Origin of the sequence: Actinophytocola sp. (assembly GCF_036402745.1) — a bacterium.
Lineage (GTDB): Bacteria > Actinomycetota > Actinomycetes > Mycobacteriales > Pseudonocardiaceae > Actinophytocola.
The window spans coordinates 29,754-54,004 of sequence record NZ_DASWSJ010000110.1 but is presented as its reverse complement, the minus strand read 5'-3'; the positions used below and the strand labels follow the sequence as shown (position 1 = coordinate 54,004).

The window sequence follows — 24,251 nt, the reverse complement described above, 5'->3', positions numbered from 1 at the left end:
GCCTACCGGCAGGTGCTGGCGTGCGAGCTGGTGGCCGCGGTCCGCGCCCTGCGCATGCGCCCGGCGGAGATGCTGGACCTCCCGATCCGCGAGGCCTTCGACCTGGCGGACGCGGTCCTCGACCCTGACCTGGCGGACCGTTCGTTGTCAGCGGACCTCGAGGCGGCCGTCGCACTGATGGACCGCTTGGCCGACATCTAGTCGCTCCCGCAAAGGCACCGACCGACTACCGCCGACGTCGTACGCGAGTAACGTCCTGAACACTCGACGTAACTGGGGCCAGTTATGCCAGCGCTGAACAAGATCATTTCCTGCGTCGCGATACAGCACGAGTACAGCGTGAACGCTGCCCAAGCGGTCGGACGGAGATCTGCGAGTCGGTCACCAACCAGCTCGGCGACCCGGGCAACACGTGGGCGGGAACGCCGGCGGTATGCCGACGAGAAGGCCAAGCCCGACGGCGTGATCGCTCAGCGGCTCGGGGGTGAGTGAGATGCCCCGGCCGGCCCTGGCCCTGCCAGTGCTCATCCTGGTGACGGCGGTGTCGATGGCGAGTTGCACCGGAACCGACGCCCCTCCGACGCCATCGACGACCAGCACCACGACCACCGAATCGACGCTGCGCCCTTCCGTGCCACCAGAGGCAGCCCAGCCCGTGGATCTTCGTCCACACCGTCTCCAACCGTGTGCACTGCTGAGCAAGGACCAGGTCACCGAGCTGGATCTCCCACCGCAGACCTCGGAAGGCGCCAACACCGAGTCCGGGATCTGCGAATGGTTCACGAACCAGAGCGCGCCCGGCCGGACCGAGACGTACCTGTTCCGCCTCGAGATCATTCTGAGCGGCGACCCTCTGGCCGAGGTCTACCGGGAGAGCAACGACCTCAACGCCACCACCAAGGACCTGATTTGGCAGGTCTTCGAGGAACGAACCATCCGTGGCCTCCCGGCCGCGCTGCGGTCCAGGTTCGACCCGGCGGCCTCGTGCGAGGTCGTGGTCGGCGCCGGATCGACACAGGGCATCTCGATGTCCGCGTCGACCGGCGGCTCGGACCCGGAGCTCTGCCAGCGGATGGTCACCGCGGCCGAGTGGGTCGTCGACGCCGCGCGCGCCTAGCCGATGATACAGTTCCGACTTATATAAGTCAGTACTACAGGATGATCGGCATGGCGCAGAAGATCACCACGTTTCTCATGTTCGACGGGCAGGCCGAGGAGGCGATGACCTTCTACCTGTCGCTCTTCGACGATGCCGAGGTGGTCTCCCTCTCGCGGTGGGGCGCCGACGGGCCCGGGGCCGAGGGCTCGGTCCAGCACGCCACCTTCACCCTCGCCGGCCAGCGGTTCATGTGCATCGACAGCTCGGAGACGCACCCGTTCGGCTTCACGCCGGCTGTCTCGCTCTACGTCGATGCCGCCGACGAGGCCGAGATCGACCGGCTCTACGCCGCGCTGGCCGAGAAGGGCACCGCGCTGATGCCGCTGGCGAACCACGGCTTCAGCACCAAGTTCGGCTGGGTCAACGACCGCTACGGCGTCTCCTGGCAGCTCAACCTGGCCTGACCGAGGATCAGACCACCGCCAGCGGCAACGCCGTCGGGTGTACGGGCGAGGGCAGGTCCGAGTGGCCGGTGAGGAAGGCGTCGACCGCGCCGGCCACGGACCGGCCCTCCGCTATCGCCCACACCACCAGCGAGGCCCCGCGATGCGCGTCACCGCAGACGAAGACGCCCTCGGCGGGGGTCTGCCAGTCGGAACCGCACGACAGGGTGCCCCGGCGGGTCGGCGACAGGCCGAGACCGTCCAGCAGCGGCATGTGGTCCACGCCCTCGAAGCCGATGGCGAGCAGCACCAGGTCCGCCGGGATCACCTCGACGTGGTCGCCCACCGGGGTGACCTCGCGAACGCCCGTCGCCGGGTCCTTGCGGACGACGACCTCGCGCAGCCGCACGGACCTGACCGCCCCGGACTCGTCGCCGACGAACTCCTCGACGGCCAGGGCGAACCGCCGCTCCCCCGCCTCCTCGTGCGCCGGGTAGGTCCGCAACACCCACGGCCACACCGGCCACGGCGAGATCTCCTCGTCGCGCGCGTCCGGCGGCTGCGGGTACTGGTCGAGCTGCGTCACCGACAGCGCACCCTGCCGGGTGGCCGTGCCGTAGCAGTCCGCGCCGGTGTCGCCGCCGCCGATGATCAGCACGTGCTTGCCCTCCGCGGAGATGGACGTGGGCCCGTCGCCCTCGCACTCCTTGTTGGCCGGCACCAGGTGCTCCATCGCCAGGTGCACGCCGGACAGCGACCGGCCGGGGATGTCCGGCGCGTCGCGGCCCCGCAGCGCGCCGACCGCGAGCACGACCGCGTCGAACGTGGCCCGCAGCGTCTCGACCGACAGGGCACCCGGCTTGGCACCACCGACCTCGCAGCCGGTGACGAACCGGGTGCCCTCGGCCCGCAGCTGGGCGAGCCGCCGGTCGAGGATCTTCTTCTCCATCTTGAACTCGGGGATGCCGTACCGCAGCAGCCCGCCGAGCCGGTCGTCCCGCTCGTACACGGTGACCTCGTGCCCCGCGCGGGTGAGCTGCTGGGCCGCGGCGAGCCCGGCCGGGCCGGAGCCGACGACGGCCACCCGCTTGCCGGACGACACCGCCGCCTGCCGCGGGCGGACGAGGTCCTTCTCCCACGACACGTCGGCGATGGCCTCCTCGACGCGCTTGATGGCCACCGGCCCGCCGGACATCGGCGAGATCGACAGCACGCACGCGGACTCGCACGGCGCCGGGCACAGCCGGCCGGTGAACTCCGGGAAGTTGTTGGTGGCGTGCAGGCGTTCGCTCGCCGCCGCCCAGTCGCCGACCCGCACGAGGTCGTTCCACTCGGGAATCAAGTTGCCGAGCGGGCAGCCCGCGGAATCCGAGTGGCAGAACGGGATCCCGCAGTCCATGCACCGCGACGCCTGGGTGCGCACCTGCTTGTCCCGCTCGGCCGGCTCGATGTCCGCGTAGACCTCGTGCCAGTCCGCCAGCCGGTCCTCCTTGGCCCGCTTCGGCGCATCTTTCCGCTGGTTCTTGAGAAAGCCGCTGGGGTCAGCCACGCGAAGCCTCCATGACCGCCTCGTCGATGTCGCGCCCCTCGGCGGCGGCGAGCCGCATCGCCTCGAGCACGCGCTGGTAGTCGCGCGGCATCACCTTGGTGAACGACGCCCCGCGCCGGGTCCAGTCACCGAGCAGCGATGCCGCGACGGCGGACCCGGTGAGGGTGTGGTGCCGCTCCACGATCTCGCGGAGCCAGCGCAGGTCCTCGCCGTTGGGGCGCTGCAGGTCGACCATCGCGGTGTTGACCAGCTGCTGGTCGAGGTCGAGCAGGTAGGCGATGCCGCCGGACATGCCCGCCGCGAGGTTGCGGCCGGTGGGCCCGAGCACCACTGCCCGGCCGCCGGTCATGTACTCGAACGCGTGGTCGCCGACGCCCTCGGCGACGGCCACCGCGCCGGAGTTGCGCACGCAGAACCGCTCGCCGACCCGGCCGCGCAGGAAGATCTCGCCGCCGGTGGCCCCGTAGGCGATGACGTTGCCGCCGATGACCTGCTGCTCGGCGGCGAACGCCGAGTCGGGGTGCGGCCGCACGATGATCCGCCCGCCGGACAGGCCCTTGCCGACGTAGTCGTTCGCGTCGCCGACCAGGTCCAGCGTGATGCCGGCCGGCAGGAACGCGCCGAGCGACTGGCCTGCAGAGCCCTCGAGTCCGATGTGGATGGTGTCGTCGGGCAGCCCGTCGCCGCCGTAGCGCCGGGTGACCTCGGAGCCGAGCAGCGTGCCGACGGTGCGGTTGACGTTGCGGATCGGCAGCTCCAGGCGCAGTGGGTGCGCGTCCTCCAGCGCCGCCTCGGCGAGCTGGATGAGCGTGCGGTCCAGCGCCTGGTCGAGCCCGTGGTCCTGGGCGCGGACCCGCCGCCGGGCGCCGCCGTAGCTGGTCTCCGGCACCACGAACATCGGCGAGAGGTCGAGCCCGTTGGCCTTCCAGTGGTGGACTGCCTCGTCGGTGTCGAGCAGCTCCGCGTGGCCGATGGCCTCGTCGAGGGTGTGGAAACCGAGCTCGGCCAGCATCTCCCGCACCTCGGTGGCGACGAAGTGGAAGAAGTTGACCACATGCTCGGCCTGCCCGGTGTACCGCTCGCGCAGCACCGGGTTCTGCGTCGCGACGCCGACCGGACAGGTGTCCAGGTGGCACACCCGCATCATGACGCAGCCGGCCACGATGAGCGGCGCGGTGGCGAAGCCGTACTCCTCGGCCCCGAGCAGCGCCGCGACGATGACGTCCCGGCCGGTCTTCATCGCGCCGTCGACCTGCACGGTGATCCGGTCGCGCAAGCCGTTGAGCAGCAACGTCTGCTGCGTCTCGGCGAGCCCGATCTCCCACGGCGTGCCGGCGTGCTTGAGCGAGTTGAGCGGCGAGGCGCCGGTGCCGCCGTCGTGCCCGGAGATGAGCACGACGTCCGCGTGCGCCTTGGACACGCCCGCCGCGACCGTGCCGACGCCGAGCTCGCTGACGAGCTTGACGTGCACCCGCGCGTGCTCGTTGGCGTTCTTGAGGTCGTGGATGAGCTGGGCGAGGTCCTCGATGGAGTAGATGTCGTGGTGCGGCGGCGGCGAGATGAGCCCGACGCCCGCGGTGGAGTGCCGGGTGCGCGCGATCCACGGCCACACCTTGTTGGGCGGCAGCTGACCACCCTCGCCCGGCTTGGCGCCCTGCGCCATCTTGATCTGCAGGTCGGTGGCGTTGACGAGGTACTCGCTGGTGACGCCGAACCGTCCACTCGCGATCTGCTTGATCGCGGAACGGCGTTCCGCGTCGTAGAGCCGGTCGGTGTCCTCGCCACCCTCGCCGGTGTTGGACCGGCCGCCGATCCGGTTCATCGCGATGGCCAGCGTCTCGTGCGCCTCGGCGCTGATCGAGCCGTAGGACATCGCGCCGGTGTTGAACCGCTTGAGGATCGACTCGACCGGCTCGACCTCGTCCAGCGGCACCGGGGTGCGGCCCTCGGTGCGCAGCCTGAACAGACCGCGCAGCGCGCCGCCCTCGCGGTTGAGCCGCTCGACCTCGTCGGCGTACTTGCGGTACACGTCCTCGCGGCGGGTCTTCGTGGCGTGCTGCAACAGGAAGACGGTCTCGGGGGTGAACAGGTGCAGCTCGCCCTCGCGCCGGTAGGCGTACTCGCCGCCCACCTCCAGGCGCCGGTGCACCCGGTCGGTCGGGTTCTCCGGGTGCGCCTGGTGGTGGCGCGCGGTCACCTCGTCGGCGATGACGTCGAGCCCGACGCCGCCGAGCTTGGAGCTGGTGCCGGTGAAGTACTCGTCCAGCACGTCGTTGGCCAGCCCGAACGCCTCGAACACCTGCGCCGCGGTGTAGGCGCCGACGGTGGAGATGCCCATCTTGGACATGATCTTGAGGACGCCCTTGACGAGCGCTGCCACGTAGTTGCGGATGGCCTGGCGGGGGTCGATGCCGGTGATCGTGCCGCGCCGGATCTCGTTCTCGATGGTCTCGAAGGCGAGGTAGGGGTTGACCGCCGCGGCGCCGTAGCCCAGCAGCAGCGCCACGTGGTGCACCTCGCGCGCGTCGCCGGTCTCGACGGCCAGCGCCACCCGCAGCCGCTCCTTGGTGCGCACCAGGTGGTGGTGGACCGCGGAGACCAGCAGCAGCGACGGGATCGGCGCCATCCGGTGGTCGGAGTCCCGGTCGGACAGCACGAGGATCCGCGCGCCGCCCGCGATGGCCTCGGAGGCGTCCCTGCGCACCCGCGCGATGGCCTCCTCGAGGGCCTTGCCGCCACCGTCCACTTCGTACAGCCCGGGCACGACCGTGCAGGCGTAGCCGGGCATGTCGCCGTCGTCGTTGACGTGGATGAGCTTGGCGAGCTCGTCGTTGTCGATGACCGGGTAGGGCAGCTGGATGTGCCGGCAGGACGCGGGGCTGGGCTCGAGCAGGTTCTGCTCCGGGCCCATGATCCGCTGCACCGACGTGACGATCTCCTCGCGGATGGCGTCCAGCGGCGGGTTGGTGACCTGGGCGAAGTTCTGCTTGAAGTAGTCGTAGAGCAGCCGGGACCGCTGCGACAGCGCGGCCGGCGGGGTGTCGGTGCCCATCGAGCCGATCGGCTCGGCGCCGTTGAGCGCCATCGGCGCGAGGAGGATCTTGAGCTCCTCCTCGGTGTAGCCGAAGGAGAGCTGGCGGCGCAGCACGGACTCGTTGGTCTGCACGACGTGCTCGCGTTCGGGCAGGTTGGCGAGCTTGAGCAGGCCCGCGTGCAGCCACTCCTCGTACGGCAGCTCCGCGGCGAGCCCCGACTTGATCTCGTCGTCGTCGACGATGGTGCCGGCCTCGGTGTCCACGAGGAACATCCGGCCCGGCTGCAGCCGGCCCTTGGCCACGATCTTCTCCGGCGGCACGTCCAGCACGCCGGTCTCGCTGGCCAGCACGACGCGGTCGTCGGTGGTGCGCCACCAGCGCGCCGGGCGCAGGCCGTTGCGGTCGAGCACCGCGCCGACGAGCGTGCCGTCGGAGAAGGTGACGCTGGCCGGGCCGTCCCAGGGCTCCATGACGCTGGAGTGGAACTTGTAGAACGCCTTGCGCCTGGGATCCATGGTGGCGTTGTTCTCCCACGCCTCCGGGATCATCATCAGCACCGCGTGCGGCAGGGTTCGCCCGCCGAGGTGGAGCAGCTCGAGGACCTCGTCGAAGGACGCGGAGTCCGAGCCGTCCGGGTCGCAGATGGGGTAGAGCCGGGTGAGGTCGCCGGAGATCAGCTCGGTGGCCAGCAGCGCCTCGCGGGCCCGCATGCGGTTGCGGTTGCCGCGGATCGTGTTGATCTCGCCGTTGTGCGCCACGAACCGGAACGGGTGCGCGAGCGGCCAGGACGGGAACGTGTTGGTGGAGAACCGGCTGTGCACCAACGCGATGGCGCTGGCCAGCCGCTCGTCGGTGAGGTCGGCGAAGAACACCGGCAGCTGCGCGGTGGTGAGCATTCCCTTGTAGACCAGCGTGCGCGCGGACAGCGACGGGAAGTAGACCCCGCAGCCGGCCGCGACGCTCTCGTGCTCGGCGCGCTTGCGCAGGCAGAAGGTGAGCCGGTCGAGCTCGATGCCGGCGACCCGGTTGCCGGCGGCGTCCGGATAGGCGGCGACGAACGGCATGGCGAAGTGCGGCATCACCGAGCGGGCGGTGGGCCCGACGTCGGCGGACTCGGGCGCGACGGGCACGTCCCGCCAGCCGAGCACCTCCAGGCCCTCCTCCTCGGCGATGCGCTCGATCAGCGAGACGGCTCTGGCTCGCTGATCGAGGTCTGTGGGCAGGAACGCGAGACCCGTGGCGTAGGCGTGCGCACCCGTCGCGTCGGGCTCGGGAAGGTCGAAGTCCACGACGTCCCGGAGGAGGACGTCGGGCAGCTGGAGCAGGATGCCGGCGCCGTCGCCGCTGGTTGGTTCGGCCCCGGCGGCACCGCGGTGCTCCAGGTTGGCCAGTGCCACCAGGGCGTCGGTGACGATTCCGTGCGAACGGCGCCCCTGAATGTCGGCGACCATGGCCACGCCACACGCGTCACGCTCGGCAGTGGGGTCGTAAAGACCCTGCGCAGCGGGAATGGCAGAAAAAATCACGCGTCGACCTCCCTCGTCGTCCTCGCGCTCAGTTGAATACCTGGGCGCGGGACGGCGGTGGCCCGCGTGTTGACACGAGCTTAACAGTCCTGAAACCCAGGATCTACGCGTCGAGAGCGGATTTGTCGGGATCGGTGTAACGATTGACGTGATCCGCACGATATTGCGCCGCACACCCCGGTTGGGGGCGGCCGCGGCACCGGCGCTCGCCTACCCCAGGGTAACCGCTGCGGTCGGAATTGGAAGAACGTCGACCGGCGCACCGATCTCACCGAGACCCACGTCAGGCGGTTGACAAGCGACCCGTGAGAGCGCTTCCATGACATACGGCAATATCTGCGGCCTGGCTGACAGGCACTCGGAAACCCTGCCCGAGCGTGACGAGGAGGTCACCGCCATGCCCCGTACCTCTCCCCCACCTCACCCCGGCGCACCCCCACGCCGGCGCCGCCGGCTGGTCGCGTTCGGCGCGGCCGCCGCGGCGGTCGCGATCATCACCCCGCTGACCCAGACCGCCGAAGCCTCCGTTCCCCCACCGGATGCGGGCTGGTCCCAGGTCTGGGCCGACGACTTCAACGGCGCGGCCGGCACGCTGCCGTCGTCGTCGAACTGGATCTTCGACATCGGCCACAACTACCCCGGCGGCCCGGGCAACTGGGGTACCGGCGAGATCGCCGCGCACACCAACAACCCCGCCAACGTCAGCGTCGACGGCGCCGGCAACCTGCGGATCACCCCGCTGCGCGACGGCGCCGGCAACTGGACCTCGGCGCGCATCGAGACCCAGCGCACCGACTTCAAGCCCCCGGCCGGCGGCGTGCTGCGCATCGAGGGCCGCATCCAGATGCCCAACGTCACCGGCAACCCCGCGCTCGGCTACTGGCCCGCGTTCTGGGCGCTGGGCGCGCCGTTCCGCGGCAACTACTGGAACTGGCCCGGCATCGGCGAGTTCGACATCATGGAGAACGTCAACGGGATCAACTCCGTGTGGGGCGTGCTCCACTGTGGAGTGTCGCCGGGCGGGCCGTGCAACGAGACCACCGGCATCGGCGCCAACCGCGCCTGCCCGGGCGCCTCGTGCCAGTCGGCCTACCACACCTACCGGTTCGAGTGGGACCAGAGCGTGTCGCCCAACCAGCTGCGCTGGTACGTCGACGGCCAGCAGTTCCACAGCGTGAGCCAGAACCAGCTGCCGGCCGACACGTGGAACCAGATGACCGGCCACGGCGGCTACTTCGTCATCCTCAACGTCGCCATCGGCGGCGCGTTCCCCGACGCGCTGGCCGGCCGCGCCACGCCGGTCGCGGAGACCGTCCCCGGCCGGCCGATGATGGTCGACTACGTCGCGGTGTGGACCCGTGGCGGCAGCCCGACCGACCCGCCGCCCGGTGGCGGCGGCAGTGCCTACAACCGCATCGAGGCCGAGGCCTTCCAGCAGCAGGCCGGGCTGACCATCGGCGCGGCGACCGACACGGGCGGCGGCAGCTACGTCGGCCCGGCCGGGAACGGCGACTGGGCGCGGTACAACGGCATCGACTTCGGGGCCACCCCGGCCACGCAGTTCGTGGCGCGGGTGGCCTCCGGCGCGGCCGGCGGCGTGAGCGGGCTGGTCGAGGTCCGGCTCGACTCCCGGTCCAACGCCCCGATCGGCAGCTTCGCGGTCGCCAACACCGGCGGCTGGCAGAGCTGGCGCACGATCCCGGCGAACATCTCCAACGTCACCGGGGTGCACGACGTGTACCTGACGTTCACCAGCGGCCAGCCGGCCGACTTCGTGAACGTCAACTGGTTCAACTTCGGCCACTGACCTGTCCGCGTCCCTGCGGCGACCGGTTACCGACCGCGTCGACGCCGGCTACCTCCGCGGCACGAACGGCGATCCGATCGACCAGTAACAGGCCACGTGGAGCTCGGATCGCTGGTGTGGTGTCCACCGAGAGGGTGGCGGACACCACGCCGACCGGCTCTCCTCGCACCCCGTCCCTGGTGCGAGGAGAGCCGGTCTTTTGTCCGCAACGTGCTGATTACGGGGTCTTGACAGGTGCCGATGCGAACGAGATCCTTCGGGAACCCATGAGAGCGCTCTCATGATCGCGGCTCGAACCCACAGCGACGTGGCCGGCCGACCGGCCGCAGGAGGCCCACATGCGTACGTCCAGACGACCCACGGTCGCGATCGCCGCATCGCTCGCGGCGGTGAGTGCCCTCGTCCTCGCCGCGTGCGGAAGCAGCGGGGGCGGCGCCGGCGCGAACGGCGAGATCACGCTGAACATCAACGTCTTCGGCGACAGCTTCTCCTTACCCGACAACCGGGAGCTCTACGACGAGTACGAGAAGGCACACAAGAACGTCAAGATCGTGGAGAACCGGAGCGACTTCGGCACGCACCACCAGAACCTGCAGGCGCGGCTCACCGCGGGCTCGGGCGCGGCCGACCTCGAGGTGATCGAGGTGGGCCAGGTGTCCGGCTACATCGGGCAGCCGGACAAGTTCGTGAACTTGACGGACAAGGGCGTCGACACCTCGCAGTGGACCGAGTCGACCGTCCAGCGGGCGTCCACTGCGGACGGTGGCACGCTGATCGGGCTGCCGACCGACATCGGCGGCCTCGCGATGTGCTACCGCACCGACCTGTTCGCCAAGGCCGGCCTGCCGACCAAGCGCGAGGACGTCTCCGCGCTGTGGTCGACCTGGGCAGACTACGTCGACGTCGGCAACCGGTTCACCCAGAAGGTGCCGAAGGTGAAGTGGTTCGACGCCGGCGGGCACGTGTTCACCGGCATCCTCGGCAACGACGAGGAGACCTACTACAACGCCGACGGCGAGCTGATCGTGGAGAGCAACAAGGCGGTGCGCGAGGCGTGGGACCTCACCGTCTCGGCGATCAAGGACGGCCAGTCGGCCGCGCTGCCGGAGTTCTCGCCGGAGTGGAACACCGGCTTCCAGCAGGGCCAGTTCGCGACCGTCACCTGTCCCGCGTGGATGATGGGCTACATCCAGGCCAACGCCGCGGAGACCACGGGCAAGTGGGACATCGCCACGATCCCCGGCGGCTCGGGCAACTGGGGCGGCTCCTACGTCACGGTGCCCTCGCAGGGCAAGAACATCGACGCGGCCGTTGAGCTCGCCAAGTGGCTGACCGCGCCGGAGCAGAACGTCAAGCTGTTCAAGACGATCGGCAACTTCCCGAGCCAGAAGAGCACGTGGAGCCAACCCGAAGTCGCGGACTTCACCTCGGAGTTCTTCTCCGGCGCGCCGGCCGGCAAGATCTTCCCCGCGTCACTGGAGAACGCGCCGGTGCAGGTCTACGGGCCGCAGAGCGGCGTCATCGGCAACACCTTCGCCGGCGCGCTGAACAGCGTCGAGCAGGGCACCGACCCCGACAAGGCGTGGGAGTCGGCGATGAACGACATCAAGGCCGCCGCAGGTGATGGATGACGGCCCAGCTCGACCGCCGCGGGGCGGCACCGGAGGACCGGTGGCGCCCCGCGGAGACCCCGTCGCCCCGGCGGCAGGCCTGGCGCTCGCGGCTCTACCGCCTCGACGTCAAGGGCTCGCCGTACCTGTACGTGCTGCCGTTCTTCGCGCTGTTCGCGGTGTTCGGCCTGTTCCCGCTGGTGTACACGGCGTTCATCTCGACGACGTCGTGGAGCCCGCGCAAGCCCGGCAGCGAGGACGTCTCGGTCGGGCTGGACAACTACACGAACCTCCTGCAGGACACCAACTTCCACAACGCGCTGGTCAACACGTTCGGCATCGGGCTGGTGTCGACCGTGCCGCAGCTGCTGCTGGCACTGGGGATCGCGCACCTGCTGAACTACCGGCTGCGCGGCCGGCTGTTCCTGCGGATGGGCGTGCTGGTCCCCTACATCACCTCGGTGGCCGCGGTCGCGCTGATCTTCAACCAGATCTTCGCGCGTGACTTCGGGCTGCTGAACTGGTTCCTCCAGCCGTTCCTGGACAACCCGCTGGACTGGCGCGCGGAGAAGTGGTCGTCGTGGCTCGCGGTGTCGGCGATGGTGACCTGGCACTGGACCGGCTACAACAGCCTGATCTACCTCGCGGCGATGCAGACGATCCCGTACGAGCTGTACGAGTCCGCGTCCATCGACGGCGCGAGCAAGTGGCAGCAGTTCTGGTACATCACGGTCCCGAGCCTGCGGCCGACGATCATCTTCACGGTGATCGTGTCGACGATCGGCGCGCTGCAACTGTTCGCCGAGCCGTTCCTGTTCGACACCACCCGCAACAACAACGGCGGCTCCGAACGGCAGTTCCAGACCGTCGTGCTCTACCTGTACCAGCAGTTCTGGACCAACGGCCGCTACGGCTACGCCGCCGCGATCGCGTGGACGCTGTTCCTGGTCACCGTGGTGATCGCGCTGGTCAACTTCCTGCTGGTGCGGCGGATCCGATCGGCGGAGGACTAGATGACGACGACCATCGCTCCCCCGGCGCCGGCAGCGCCACCGCGGCGGCGCCGGGCCAGGGCGCCCGACTCGGCGGGCTGGGTGACCTACGGGATCCTGCTCGCGATCGTGGTGTTCTCGATCTTCCCGCTGTACTGGTCGATCGTGGTGTCCTCGCGCGACCAGTCGGCGATCGGCCGCTACCCGCCGCCGCTGGTGCCCGGCGGCTCGCTGTGGGACAACCTGTCCGCGGCGTTCGAGCAGGGCAACTTCGGGCTGGCGCTGACGAACTCGGTGCTCGTGGCCGGCACGATCACGGTGGCCGTGGTGTTCACGTCCACGCTGGCCGGCTTCGCGTTCGCCAAGCTGTCCTTCCGCGGCCGCAACGGGTTGTTCACCGCGGTGGTCGCCACGATGCTCGTGCCGACCCAGCTCGCGATCATCCCGCTGTACATCATGGTCACCCAGTGGTTCGGCTGGGCCAACGACCTGCGCGGGGTCATCGTGCCGGCGCTGGTGAGCGCGTTCGGCGTGTTCTTCATGCGGCAGTACCTCGTCTCGGCGATGCCGACCGAGCTGCTGGAGGCCGGCCGCGTCGACGGCGCCTCGACGTTGCGCATCTACTGGAGCGTGGTGCTGCCGGTCGCCCGGCCGGGTGCGGCGGTGCTGGGCCTGCTCACGTTCATCACCTACTGGAACGACCTGTTCTGGCCGCTCATCCTGCTCAACACGCAGAACCCCACGGTTCAGGTGGCGATCGCCAACACGGCGAGCGGCATCGAGGTGGACTACTCGCTGGTGCTGGCGGGCACGGTGATCGCCACCTTCCCGATGCTGATCGTGTTCCTGTTGCTGGGGCGGCAGATCATCGGAGGAATCATGCAAGGGGCGGTGAAGGGGTGAGCGGAGCGAACGATCGAACACAGGGCGACCGTGAACGGCGCCACCGAGCCTGCGAGGGAACGCCGTGACCCGACTCGACTTTCCCGAGGGGTTCACCTGGGGTGCCGCGACGGCGGCGTACCAGATCGAGGGCTCCCCGGCCGCCGACGGGCGCGGACCGTCCATCTGGGACACGTTCGCGCACACGCCGGGCCTGGTGGCGAACGGGGACACCGGGGACGTGGCGGCCGACCACTACCGCAGGTTCCCGGCCGACGTCGCGCTGATGGCCGACCTCGGCCTGCCGGCGTACCGGTTCTCCGTGTCCTGGCCCCGGATCCAGCCCGGCGGCAAGGGCCCGGCGAACCCGGCCGGCCTGGGCCACTACGCGCGGCTGGTGGACGAGCTGCTGTCGCGCGGCATCACGCCGATGCTGACGCTCTACCACTGGGACCTGCCGCAGGAGCTGGAGGACGCCGGGGGCTGGGGCGCGCGGGACACCGCGTTCCGGTTCGCCGAGTACGCCGACCTGGTGGCCGCGCGGCTGGGCGACCGGGTGCCGATCTGGACGACGCTGAACGAGCCGTGGTGCGCGGCGTTCCTCGGCTACGCGTCGGGTGAGCACGCGCCGGGCCGGACCGACCCGGCGCTGTCGCTGCGGGCCGCGCACCACCTGCTGCTGGCGCACGGGCTGGGCGCGTCCGCGCTGCGCTCGGCGCTGCCGGCGGGCACCCAGGTGTCGATCACGCTGAACCTGTGCGCGGTGATGCCCGGCGCGACCTCCGCCGAGGCGACCGCGGCCGTGCGGCGGATCGACGGGCTGGGCAACCGGCTGTTCCTCGACCCGCTGTTCCGCGGCCACTACCCCGTCGACGTGCGGCACGACACCGGCGGCCTCACCGACTGGTCGTTCGTCGAGGACGGTGACCTCGAGGCGATCTCCGCGCCGCTGGACCTGCTGGGCATCAACTACTACACGCCGACGCTCGTCGACGCCGGCCCGCCGGTGGCCGGCCCGTCGCCGTGGCCGGCGTGCGCGGACGTCCGGTTCGTCAGCCAGCCGGGGCCCGCGACCGCGATGGGCTGGGCGATCGACGCGCAGGGCCTGCGCAACGTCGTGCACCGGGTGCACGAGGAGTACGCGCCGATTCCGCTCATGATCACCGAGAACGGCGCCGCGTTCGACGACGAGCTGGGGTCGGACGGGGGTGTGCGCGACCACGAGCGGATCTCCTACCTGCGCGAGCACCTGGCGGTGGTGCACGAGGCGATCGAGTCGGGCGTCGACCTTCGTGGATACTTCGTGTGGTCGCTGCTGGACAACTTCGAGTGGGCGTACGGGTACTCGAAGCGGTTCGGCATCGTCCACGTGGACTATCCGACGCAGCGCCGGGTCTGGAAGGACAGCGCCCACTGGTACCGGCAGGTGATCAGCACGAACGGCATAGACACATGAGCGAGCTTGCGAGCGGATCATGACGCGGGGTCATCGCGAGCGGCATCACCGAGCGTGCGAGGGGATGTCGTGAGTGAGCTGTCGGTCCGGCGGGTCCGGCGGCAGAAGCCGACCCTGGACACGGTTGCCGCGGCGGCGGGCGTCTCCCGGGCGACCGTGTCCCGGGTGATCAACGGGTCGCCGCGGGTGTCGGCCGAGGTGAAGGACGCGGTCGAGTCGGCGATCGGCCGGCTCGGGTACGTGCCGAACCGGGCCGCGCGGTCGCTCGCGATGCGCCGGACCGACTCGGTCGCGCTGGTCATGCGTGAGCCGGACGCCACCGTGCTGTCGGACCCGTACCTCGGCAACATCATCATCGCGACGTCGCAGGCGCTGATCGGCACCGGGGTGCAGCTCGTGCTGGTGAACGCGCAGAACAACGCGGAGCACTCCCGGCTGGCCGACTACGTCCGAAGTGGACACGTCGACGGCGTCCTGCTGGCGTCCATGCACGACGACGACCCGCTCCCCCGGCTGCTCCTCGACGCCGGCATCCCCACGGTCGTCGGCGGCCGGCCGCAGCGGCACCTGCCCGGTCTGTCCTATGTGGACGTCGACAACGTCGGCGGCGCCCAGCTCGCCGCCGAGCGGTTGCTTTCCGCCGGCCGGCGCCGGATCGCGACCATCGCCGGGCCGCAGGACATGACCGCGGGGTTCGACCGCCTGAACGGCTATCAGCGGGCGTTGTCGGCCGCTGGGCGCAAGGTTGACCGGGTGGTGATCGGGGACTTCACCCGGGAGTCGGGTGAGCAGGCCATGTCGGTGCTGCTCGATCGGCATCCGGATATCGACGGGGTCTTCGCGGCCAACGACCTGATGGCCATCGGGGCGTTGCGGGTGCTCCGGGCGGCTGGGCGGCGGGTGCCGGAGGACGTGTCGGTGGTCGGCTACGACGACATCGAGATGGCCCGGCACACGGAGCCTCCGCTGACGACGATCCACCAGCCGGTGCTCGACCAGGCCCGGACGATGACCGAGCTACTCCTGACCCAGATCGGTGGGGATCCCGTGGGGGATCCCGTTGTCCTGCCTACCGAGCTGGTCGAGCGCGACTCCGCCTGATCTCGCCGGCTCTCGGTCCGTACCTGTCCACAGGGCCGTCTTCGGCGTTCCCCTGCGCTCCCGCCGATGACCCCGGAGGAGATCGCGGCCGTGGGTCTGGTTCTCCGTCGCATCGACGTCCGGTTGGCTGGGCAGCGTAACCAGCAGCCACGCCGCCGAGGTCGCCCGCCACCGGGCCGACGGCGGCCGGAGGTACGTGTTCGACCACTCCTTCAGCGGTCTGACCGCGCCGCAGGAGTCGGGCTACTGGGCGGCGTCCAGGCAGGCGCGCTGGTCGGCGGTCAGCTCGAGGTCGACCGCGGCGAGGCTTTCGTCGAGTTGGGCGACCGAGGAGGCGCCGACCAGCGGGATCACCGGGATGTCGCCGCCGATGAGCCAGGACAGGACGACCTGGTTGGGCGTCGCGCCGGTCTCCGCGGCCACCTCGTGGAGCGCTTTGAGCCGCACCGGGGTGCCCGCGTGGTCGTGTTCGGGGCCCAGTGGCTTGTCGTCGCGCACGTAGGCGCCGCTGAGCAGCGGGGTGTACGCGACGAGTGTGAGGGACGGATTGTGTCGCACGTAGTCGAGGACATCGCCGCCGGCCACGCCGAGCTCGCCGTCCGGCGAGTGCCGGTTGCCCATGTCGGTGCGTTGCCGCAGGTAGGTATGGTGGTATTGGAGCACCTCGTACCCGGAGAGGCCGGCCGACGCGGCCAGCTGGCGGCACCGTTCCACCCGCCAGCTCCAGTGGTTGCTGGCCCCTAGCAGGCCGACGCTGCCTTCGGTCACCAGCGCCCCGAACGCCTCGACGGTCTCCTCCATCGGGACCCTCCGGTCATGGATGTGCGCGTAGAGCAGGTCCAGCCGGGACACGCCGAGCCGCTCCCGGCTGCGGGCCGAGGACTCGCGGATCACCGCGGCCGAGAGCCCTTCGACGTTCGTGGTGAGGGTGTTGCTCGGCTCGAGCGGGCGGCCGGCGAGCTTGGTCGCGATCACGACCTCCTCACCGACGCCGTTGGCGCGGCGCCAGCGTCCGAGGAGGGACTCGCTCTCCCCACCCTGCGTTCCGTTGACCCAGTACGCGTAGTTGTTGGCGGTGTCGATGAACGTCCCGCCTGCCTCGACGTAGCGGTCGAGGATGGCGTAGGAGGTGGCCTCGTCGGTGGCAGTGCCGAACAGCATGGCGCCGAGGCTCAGCACGCTGACCTCGCGGCGGGTCTGGGGATTCACGCCCAGGGTGCGGTACTTCATGGCGGCGAGTCTGCATGCTGGAGCGCCCTCCAGGTCAATTCCGCACTGCCGTGCCAACGCAAGATCTCCGAAGGTGACCGTGGTGCGCCGACAACCCGTAGTCCAAACTCGACACCCAGCACGCCACCCAACCGCTTGATCACCTTGCGGTTGTCCGCCAACTGCGTCTCGATCTTCGCCAGCTCGCGCGTGTCCGGCATCCGCGACAGTCGCGCGTACGAGTCGAACACCGGCTGACGCCTGCCCTGACCTGCACTTCGCGTCGCTCTGGCGAGGTCTCCTCCTTCGTACCTGTGCGCGTTCCCCGTCGCAGCTGGGCCGGGTGGTAGCGTCCTTCTGCTGGTCAGCTTGCTGGCCGGTGACGCGAACAGGTCTCGGCCCGTCCCGGGTTCGGGAACAGGTGGTAGCGAAGTCCGGTGCGAGTCCGGCGCTGTCCCGCAACTGTGGTGGCCCCGCGCAAGCGGCGCCCGAGCCAGGTCGCCTACCGCTCCCCGCGTCGACGCCAACCGCCCCCGGTGCAGGGATGCGGCGTCGCGACCGCTCTCGGCGGGGGCGTCGTCCGGATCGCGCGCCGGGCCTACTCCCGAGGTGGTCCATGTCCATCCCCACCCGCAGGCGCGCGCGACGCCTCGCGGTCATCGCTCTCGCCGCCGTTCTCACGACGGCGGCCGGGTGTGCGCAGCGTGCCGACGAGAAGCCGGCCACGCAGGAGACACAACCGCAGTTCCCTGTCACCATCACGCCCGCCACGGGCGAGCCTGTCACGCTCGGCACGCGGCCCGAGCGGATCATCTCGTTGTCGGCCAGCAACACCGAGACGTTGTACGCCATCGGGGCCGGCGACCAGGTGGTGGCCGTCGACAACCAGTCGACCTACCCGGCCGACGCGCCCAAGACCGACCTCTCGGGGCTGACGCCCAACGTGGAGGCCATCGTCGGCTACAACCCCGACCTCGTCGTGGTGTCCGACGACGCTGATAACCTCGTCGCCTCGCTCAAGCAGCTCAACCGGCCCACGCTGATCGTGCCGGCCGCAGCCACGCTCGACGATCTCTACGCCGGCATGGAGCTCCTCGGCAAGGCGACCGGCCACGCCGACGAAGCGACCGACCTCGCCAAGCGGACCAAGGACGACCTCGGCAAGCTGGCGAAGGACACGCCGAAGAAGAACCTCACCTACTACCACGAGCTCGACACCACGCTCTACAGCGCGACCTCCAAGACCTTCATCGGCCAGGTCTACGGGCTCTTCGGCCTGCGGAACATCGCCGACCCGGCCGACAAGGACTCCGGCGGCTACCCCCAGCTCTCCGCCGAACACATCCTCCAGGCCAACCCCGATCTGATCTTCCTCGCCGACACCAAGTGCTGTAAGCAGAACGCACAGTCCGTCGCCGCGCGGCCGGGGTGGTCCACGCTCAAGGCCGTCAAGAACGGCAACGTCGTCCCGCTCGACGACGACCTCGCCTCCCGCTGGGGGCCGCGAGTGGTCGACCTCGCCCGGTCCGTCGCCGACGCGGTCACCAAGGCGAGCCAGGGCTGATGCTCACGACGACGAGCCGCGAGACCACGCGGCCCGCGCGCAAGGTCACGCCCACGAGGCTGCGGCCGGCGGTGCTGGCCGGGTCGGTGCTCGCGCTCGTCGTCGTGATCTCGGTGTCCACGCTGCTCGGCGCCGCCAACCTCGGCTGGACCCGGGTGGTGCACGAGGTGTGGGCGCAGCTGACCGGCGGGGTGTCCCCGCTGTCGGCCACCGAGGCGGCGATCGTGTGGGAGGTGCGGCTGCCGCGGGTCGTCCTCGCCGGCCTGGTGGGCGCGGCGCTCGCGATGGCCGGGGCCGCGTTCCAGGGCGTGTTCCGCAACCCGCTCGCCGACCCGTTCCTGCTCGGCGCGGCCGCCGGCGCCGGCATGGCGGCCACGATCGTGGTCGTCGCGGCGCCGTCGGTCACCGGGTGGGTCATCGGGCCGCTCCCTCTGGCCGCGTTCGCCGGCGCGATCGGCGGCGTCTCGCTCACCTGGCTGCTGGGCCGCTCGGCCGGCGGCGGTACCGCGGTGCTGCTGCTCGCGGGCGTGGCGGTCGCGTCGTTCCTCACCGCGATCCAGACGTTCGTGCAGCAGCTCAACACCGACACGATCAAGCAGGTCTACAGCTGGATGCTCGGCGGGCTGAACACCACCGGCTGGCGCGAGGTGCTGGTGACGCTGCCCTACATCGCGCTCGCCGGCATCGTGCTGTGCCTGTGCGCGCGGCTGCTCGACGTCCTCGCGGTCGGCGACGACGAGGCCGCGTCGCTCGGGATCAACCCCGGGCGGGTGCGGATCCTGGTGTTGCTCGCCGCGTCGCTCGCTACCGCGGCGGCGGTGTCGGTGAGCGGGCTCATCGGGTTCGTCGGCATCGTGGTGCCGCACGTCGTGCGGCTGCTGGCCGGCGCGAGCTACCGGGTGGTCGTGCCGCTGTCGCTCGTCGGCGGCGCGATGTTCCTGATCGTCGCCGACCACATCGCGCGGACCGCGTTCGCGCCGGCCGAGCTGCCGATCGGGGTGATCACGGCGTTCACCGGCGCGCCGTTCTTCCTGTTGGTGCTGCGGCTCAACCGCGGGAAGATCCGGTGACCGCGCTGACGCTGCGCGGGGTGTCCGCGCGCTACGGCCGCCGGGTCGTGGCCGCCGGGGTCGACATCGAGCTGGCGGCGGGCAGCTGGCTGGCGATCATCGGGCCGAACGGCGCCGGCAAGTCCTCGCTGCTCAAGTCGATCGTCGGGGTGGTGGACCACGACGGCGAGATCCTGCTCGACGGCACCCCGACCGCGGCGCTCGGCAACCGCGAGCGGGCCCGGGCGGTGGCGTACGCGCCGCAGACCCCGCAGCTGCCCGACCGGTTGACGGTCACCGACTACGTCCTGCTCGGCCGCACGCCGCACCTCGCACCGCTGGCCCGCGAGCGGCGGTCGGACCTGGCGATCGTCGAGCAGGTCCTCGGGCGCCTCGACCTGGACGCGCTCGCGGACCGCGCCCTGCACACGCTCTCCGGTGGCGAGCGGCAGCGGACCGTGCTGGCGCGGGTGCTCGCCCAGCAGGCCGGCCTGCTCCTGCTGGACGAGCCGACGACGGGTCTCGACATCGGGCACGCGCAGGCCCTGCTCGACCTGATCGACCGGCTCCGCGCGGAGGAGGGCGCGACGGTGGTGAGCACGCTGCACGACCTCACGCTGTCCGCCCAGTACGCCGACCGCCTCCTGCTGCTGGACGGCGGCGAGGTGATCGCGTCGGGCACGCCGGCGGAGGTCCTGACCCGCGAGACGATCGAACGCCACTACGCCGCGACCGTGGAGATCCTGACGACGGAGAACGGCAACCTGGTCGTGACGCCGACCCGCAAGACGCCTAGTTGTCCACAGCCCGCCGCCGCCGACCCCGAAACTGTCGGTCCCGCCGAATAGACTGGAACGCGGGGGGCCCCCGCGACTCCGGGGTTGTCCACAGGCCTCGCGGCGGGGAGCCCGGAACTGTCGGTCTCCGCCGGTAGCCTGGAGTTCGGGGGGCCGGAGGCCACGGCCCCGTTCCGGAGTCCGGAGGCCACGCCCTCGTTCCGGAGCCCGGAGGCCGAGTCCGGCGGCGGAGCCTGGAGTCCAGACGCGGAGCCGGAGGCCAAAGTCCGGAGGCCACATTTCGCGGGCCGCACGCCCGCCTCCACCGCACTAGAACGTGTTACATTTCTGCGCGTGATCCTGGAGCGGTTCCTGCTCACTGACCAAGTCGCCGTCGTGACCGGGGCCGGGCGGGGTATCGGCGCGGCCACCGCCGTCGCGTTCGCCGAGGCCGGGGCGGACGTCGTCATCTCCTCGCGCACCAAGGACCAGCTCGACGCCGTCGCCGAACGAGTCACGAAGGCCGGGCGGCGGGCGCACCCCGTCACCGCCGATCTGTCCGATGTGGACGCCGTCGCCGGGCTCGCGGAGGCGGCCAGGCAGGAGTTCGGCCGGCTCGACGTCGTCGTCAACAACCTCGGGGGCACCTACCCGCGCCCCCTCCTCGACACCGACACCGGCTTCCTCGAGGAGGCCTTCCGCTTCAACGTCTCCACCGCGCACGCCCTCACCCGCGCCGCCGTCCCGGTCATGCTGGCCGGCCAGGGCGGCGCGGTCGTGAACATCTCCTCGATCATGGGACGCGTCTCCGGCCGCGGCTTCCTCGCCTACGGCACCGCGAAAGCCGCGCTCGCCCACCTCACCGAGCTCTCCGCCTACGACCTCGCCCCGCGCATCCGGGTCAACGCGATCTCCGTCGGCTCGGTCGCCACCTCCGCGCTCGACATCGTGCTCACCAACGACGACCTGCGAACGCGCATGGAGCAGGCCACACCCCTGCGCCGCATCGGCTCGGCCGAGGACGTCGCGGCCACCGCGCTGTTCCTCGCCTCCCCGGCCGGCGGCTACCTCACCGGCAAGGTGCTCGAGGTCGACGGCGGCCTCCAGGCACCCAACCTCGACCTGGGACTACCCGACCTATGACCTACCGAGTGGTGCAGTGGAGCACGGGCAACGTCGGCAAGCACGCGATAGCCGGGATCGCCGCGCGGCCGGACCTCGAGCTGGCCGGCGTGTGGGTGTCCACTGAGGACAAAGTGGGCCGGGACGCCGGCGAGCTCGCCGGTATCGGGCCGCTCGGGGTCACCGCCACCGACGACGCGGACGAGCTCCTCGCCGGCAAGCCCGACTGCGTCGTCTACACCGCCATGGCCGACGACCGGATCACCGACGCGCTCGCCGATCTCGAGCGGATCCTGCGCGCGGGCGTCAACATCGTGTCCAGCTCGCCGGTGTTCCTGCAGTACCCGGCCGGCGTGGTGCCCGACGACCTCGTCGCGCCGATCCACCGGGCCGCGGCCGAGGGCGGCGCCTCCCTGTGGGTCAACGGCATCGACCCCGGCTTCGCCAACGACTGGCTGCCGCTCGTGCTCACCTCGGTGTGCCAGCGCATCGACCAGGTCCGCTGCCTGGAGATCCTCGACTACTCGACCTACGACAACGCCAAGGTCCTCTTCGACATCATGGGCTTCGGCCGGCCGATGAGCGACACGCCGATGCTGCTGCTCCCGGGCGTGCTGTCGCTCGCGTGGGGCAGCGTCGTGCGCCAGCTCGCCGCCGGCCTGGGCGTGGAGCTGGACGGCGTCGAGGAGTCCGCGACCCGGCTGGCCGCGCCGGAGACGTTCACGATCCCCGCCGGCACCATCGAGACGGGCACCGCGGCCGCGCTGCGGTTCGAGGTGCGCGGGATGCGCGGCGGCCGCGCGGTGTGCGTGCTCGAGCACGTCACCCGGCTGCGCCCGGACCTCGGGCCGGACTGGCCACAGGCACAAGGCCAGGGCGGCTACCGCGTCGAGATCACCGGCGAGCCCAGCTGCACGCTCGACCTGCGGCTCGTGGCCACGGACAGCGACCACAACACCGCCGGCCTCAAGGCCACCGCGATGCGGCTGGTCAACGCGATCCCGGCGGTCGTCGCCGCGAAGCCCGGCCTGCTGACCGCGCTGGACCTGCCGCTGGTGACCGGCGAGGGCCTGGTGTCCTAGACGTCCGTGCTGCCGGAGGAGCTGGGCTCCTTGGCCTTCTCGTCCTTGGCGCCGGTCTCGGCGTCGGCCTTGGCATTGGCATTGGCATTGGCGTCGGCATCGGCATCGGAGGACGCGTCGGCATCGGCGTCGGCGGCCTTCGCGGGCTTCTCCGCCTCGGCCGGTTCGTCCTCGTCCGCCGGCTCGTCGTCGGACTCCGCCGTGGACTCGGCCGAGTCGTCGTCCCGGTCCTCGGCGTCGTCGTCGGAGTCGTCGTCGGCCGACTTGTCGGTGTCCGCGGACTCTGCCGGGGTGTCGGCGTCCGGTGGCACGTTGCCCTGGATGGCCGCCAGATCCTCGCGCTCGCCGCGCTTCTTGGCGAGGACGAGGTACACGATCGCGCCGATGAACACGAGGATCGAGACCCAGACGTTGATCCGGACGCCGGCCACGTGGTTGGCCTCGTCGGTGCGCATCATCTCGATCCACGTGCGGCCGAGCGTGTAGCCGGCGACGTAGACCGCGAACGCGCGGCCGTGGCCGAGGCGGAACCGCCGGTCGGCCCAGACGACCAGCGCGGCGACCGCGAGGTTCCACAGCAGCTCGTAGAGGAACGTGGGGTGCACGACCGCGATCGGGATGTGGTTGACCGCCACGCCGTTGAGGTTGTCCTCGGCGCCCGCCTCGTTGATGCGCCGGTAGATCTCCAGGCCCCAGGGCAGGTCGGTGGGCCCGCCGTAGAGCTCCTGGTTGAAGTAGTTGCCGAGCCGGCCGATGGCCTGGGCGGTGACGATGCCGGGCGCGATGGCGTCGGCGAACACCGGCAGCGGCACCTTCTTGACCCGGCAGCCGATCCACGCGCCGACCGCGCCGAGCGCGATGGCGCCCCAGATGCCGAGGCCGCCGTCCCAGATGCGCAGCGCGTCGACGGGGTTGCGGCCCGCACCGAAGTAGCGCTGGTAGTCGGTGATGACGTGGTAGAGCCGGCCGCCGACCAGGCCGAACGGCACCGCGAACACCGCGATGTCGATGACCGTGCCGGGGGTGCCGCCGCGGGCGGCCCAGCGCCGTTCGCCCCACCAGATCGCCACGATGATGCCGGCGATGATGCACAGGGCGTAGGCCCGCAGCGGGATGGGACCGAGCTGCCAGACACCACGGTCCGGGCTCGGGATGTTCGCCAGGAAGACACTGGACGCCACAGTCACGCGCGTCACCGTAACGGGCGACGTCCGCGGAGGGCGCATAGGGTCCCGTGAGACGATCGCGATCATGTTGTCACGTGAGGACGTGGTGGCCTGGGTGGCCATCAGGCAAGCGACCAAGCACGCCGAGAAGCGGGTCACCGACGGAGGCTTCGCCTTCTGGGTCGACACCCAGCCGGACGACTACCACGACGGTTACGAGCACGCGATGACCTACGGCAACGGCCCGTCCGTGGTGGTCAAGCGCACCGGCGCGGTCTGGAACCTCGCCTCCAACCCGGGCAGCCTGCCGATCTACGGCGCGAAGTCCGAGCAGGAGCTGCACGCCACCATGAAGGAGGCCGGGATGGACCCCGGCACCCCGCACGAGTGGGTCGGCGGCCAGCCTCAGCCGGAAGGGGTCACCCAGCAGGGGCTGGCCCGCTGGCTGCAGTGGTTCGGCTGGCAGCCGAACCACTACGGCGTCACCGACCTGGGCTACGCGTTCGCCGTCCTGCCCACGCCCGCGGTCGTCCACAACGGCCCGGTCATCGTCGTGAAGCACTCCGGCGACGTCTGGTACCTCGGCAGCGCGCCGCAGAACGCCGCCCTGGTACTCGGCACCCGGACGGAGACCGAGTTCCACCAGACGCTCGGCGTCATCGCCCCCGGGGTGAACCCGAGGCAACCACACGACCGAATCAGCTAAGGCCTGTCTCGTAGATCATCGGGTGAAGTCCTGCGCCGACCACCGGAACCTCAGGGGACCGTGACGGCACCCAGCCA

The 24,251-nt window shown here is 70.7% G+C and carries 18 protein-coding genes and 1 pseudogene; 15 read left to right on the top strand and 4 right to left on the bottom strand.

Going from position 1 to position 24,251, the window contains the following annotated elements:
- The 3 genes and pseudogenes from VGD70_RS10645 to VGD70_RS10635 all read left to right on the top strand — a co-directional run.
- A pseudogene (locus VGD70_RS10645) lies at nt 1–201 on the top strand (histidine ammonia-lyase); the annotation flags it as partial.
- 292 nt (nt 202–493) lie between these two features.
- A complete protein-coding gene (locus VGD70_RS10640; protein ID WP_331080618.1) occupies nt 494–1,117 on the top strand; it encodes a DUF3558 family protein in 624 nt (207 codons plus the stop codon).
- Nucleotides 1,118–1,167: 50 nt separating this feature from the next.
- Nucleotides 1,168–1,563, top strand: a complete 396-nt coding sequence (locus tag VGD70_RS10635; RefSeq protein WP_331080616.1) for a VOC family protein — start codon at nt 1,168–1,170, stop codon at nt 1,561–1,563.
- Between the two features lie 7 nt (nt 1,564–1,570).
- On the opposite strand, the gene VGD70_RS10630 is transcribed toward VGD70_RS10635, so the two are convergent.
- Together VGD70_RS10630 and gltB are read right to left on the bottom strand one after the other, a co-directional pair.
- Nucleotides 1,571–3,091, bottom strand: a complete 1,521-nt coding sequence (locus tag VGD70_RS10630; protein ID WP_331080614.1) for a glutamate synthase subunit beta — start codon at nt 3,089–3,091, stop codon at nt 1,571–1,573.
- Nucleotides 3,084–7,652, bottom strand: a complete 4,569-nt coding sequence (gene gltB / locus VGD70_RS10625; RefSeq protein WP_331080612.1) for a glutamate synthase large subunit — start codon at nt 7,650–7,652, stop codon at nt 3,084–3,086. Before gltB ends, VGD70_RS10630 begins: the two co-directional genes overlap by 8 nt.
- A 397-nt stretch (nt 7,653–8,049) precedes the next feature.
- Between gltB and VGD70_RS10620 the strand changes: the two genes are divergently transcribed.
- From VGD70_RS10620 to VGD70_RS10595, 6 genes are all read left to right on the top strand, one after another.
- Complete coding sequence (locus VGD70_RS10620) at nt 8,050–9,459, top strand: glycoside hydrolase family 16 protein (protein WP_331080610.1); 1,410 nt, start codon at nt 8,050–8,052, stop codon at nt 9,457–9,459.
- A 338-nt stretch (nt 9,460–9,797) separates the two neighbouring features.
- The gene (locus VGD70_RS10615) at nt 9,798–11,090 is read left to right on the top strand and encodes an ABC transporter substrate-binding protein (protein WP_331080608.1); all 1,293 of its coding nucleotides are present in this window, start codon (nt 9,798–9,800) and stop codon (nt 11,088–11,090) included.
- Nucleotides 11,087–12,082: a sugar ABC transporter permease gene (locus tag VGD70_RS10610; protein ID WP_331080606.1), complete on the top strand. Its 996-nt coding sequence runs from the start codon at nt 11,087–11,089 to the stop codon at nt 12,080–12,082. Before VGD70_RS10615 ends, VGD70_RS10610 begins: the two co-directional genes overlap by 4 nt.
- Nucleotides 12,083–12,964: a carbohydrate ABC transporter permease gene (locus VGD70_RS10605; protein ID WP_331080605.1), complete on the top strand. Its 882-nt coding sequence runs from the start codon at nt 12,083–12,085 to the stop codon at nt 12,962–12,964.
- A 64-nt stretch (nt 12,965–13,028) separates the two neighbouring features.
- Nucleotides 13,029–14,399, top strand: a complete 1,371-nt coding sequence (locus tag VGD70_RS10600) for a GH1 family beta-glucosidase (RefSeq protein WP_331080603.1) — start codon at nt 13,029–13,031, stop codon at nt 14,397–14,399.
- A gap of 69 nt (nt 14,400–14,468) precedes the next feature.
- Nucleotides 14,469–15,500: a LacI family DNA-binding transcriptional regulator gene (locus VGD70_RS10595; RefSeq protein ID WP_331080602.1), complete on the top strand. Its 1,032-nt coding sequence runs from the start codon at nt 14,469–14,471 to the stop codon at nt 15,498–15,500.
- Between the two features lie 243 nt (nt 15,501–15,743).
- Here the strand turns inward: VGD70_RS10595 and VGD70_RS10590 are convergent, their stop codons facing one another.
- Nucleotides 15,744–16,730, bottom strand: a complete 987-nt coding sequence (locus tag VGD70_RS10590) for an aldo/keto reductase (RefSeq protein WP_331080600.1) — start codon at nt 16,728–16,730, stop codon at nt 15,744–15,746.
- Between the two features lie 595 nt (nt 16,731–17,325).
- Here VGD70_RS10590 and VGD70_RS10585 point away from each other — a divergent pair.
- The 5 genes from VGD70_RS10585 (at nt 17,326) to VGD70_RS10565 (ending at nt 22,302) form a co-directional block, all read left to right on the top strand.
- The gene (locus VGD70_RS10585) at nt 17,326–18,273 is read left to right on the top strand and encodes an ABC transporter substrate-binding protein (protein WP_331080598.1); all 948 of its coding nucleotides are present in this window, start codon (nt 17,326–17,328) and stop codon (nt 18,271–18,273) included.
- Nucleotides 18,273–19,343: an iron ABC transporter permease gene (locus VGD70_RS10580; protein WP_331080596.1), complete on the top strand. Its 1,071-nt coding sequence runs from the start codon at nt 18,273–18,275 to the stop codon at nt 19,341–19,343. Before VGD70_RS10585 ends, VGD70_RS10580 begins: the two co-directional genes overlap by 1 nt.
- A complete protein-coding gene (locus tag VGD70_RS10575; RefSeq protein WP_331080594.1) occupies nt 19,340–20,170 on the top strand; it encodes an ABC transporter ATP-binding protein in 831 nt (276 codons plus the stop codon). Before VGD70_RS10580 ends, VGD70_RS10575 begins: the two co-directional genes overlap by 4 nt.
- Nucleotides 20,171–20,452: 282 nt before the next feature.
- Nucleotides 20,453–21,241 (top strand): SDR family oxidoreductase, encoded by a 789-nt coding sequence (locus VGD70_RS10570; RefSeq protein WP_331080592.1) that lies wholly within the window; start codon nt 20,453–20,455, stop codon nt 21,239–21,241.
- Nucleotides 21,238–22,302, top strand: a complete 1,065-nt coding sequence (locus VGD70_RS10565; protein WP_331080590.1) for a diacylglycerol kinase — start codon at nt 21,238–21,240, stop codon at nt 22,300–22,302. The genes VGD70_RS10570 and VGD70_RS10565 overlap by 4 nt, the downstream gene beginning before the upstream one ends.
- Here the strand turns inward: VGD70_RS10565 and lgt are convergent.
- Nucleotides 22,299–23,528, bottom strand: a complete 1,230-nt coding sequence (gene lgt / locus VGD70_RS10560; protein WP_414637935.1) for a prolipoprotein diacylglyceryl transferase — start codon at nt 23,526–23,528, stop codon at nt 22,299–22,301. The two genes, VGD70_RS10565 and lgt, sit on opposite strands and share 4 nt — an antisense overlap.
- A 25-nt stretch (nt 23,529–23,553) precedes the next feature.
- On the opposite strand from lgt, the gene VGD70_RS10555 reads away from it, so the two are divergent.
- Nucleotides 23,554–24,174 carry a hypothetical protein gene (locus VGD70_RS10555; RefSeq protein WP_331080586.1) on the top strand — a complete coding sequence of 207 codons (621 nt, stop codon included), beginning with the start codon at nt 23,554–23,556 and terminating at the stop codon, nt 24,172–24,174.
- The last annotated feature ends 77 nt before the right edge of the window (nt 24,175–24,251 follow it).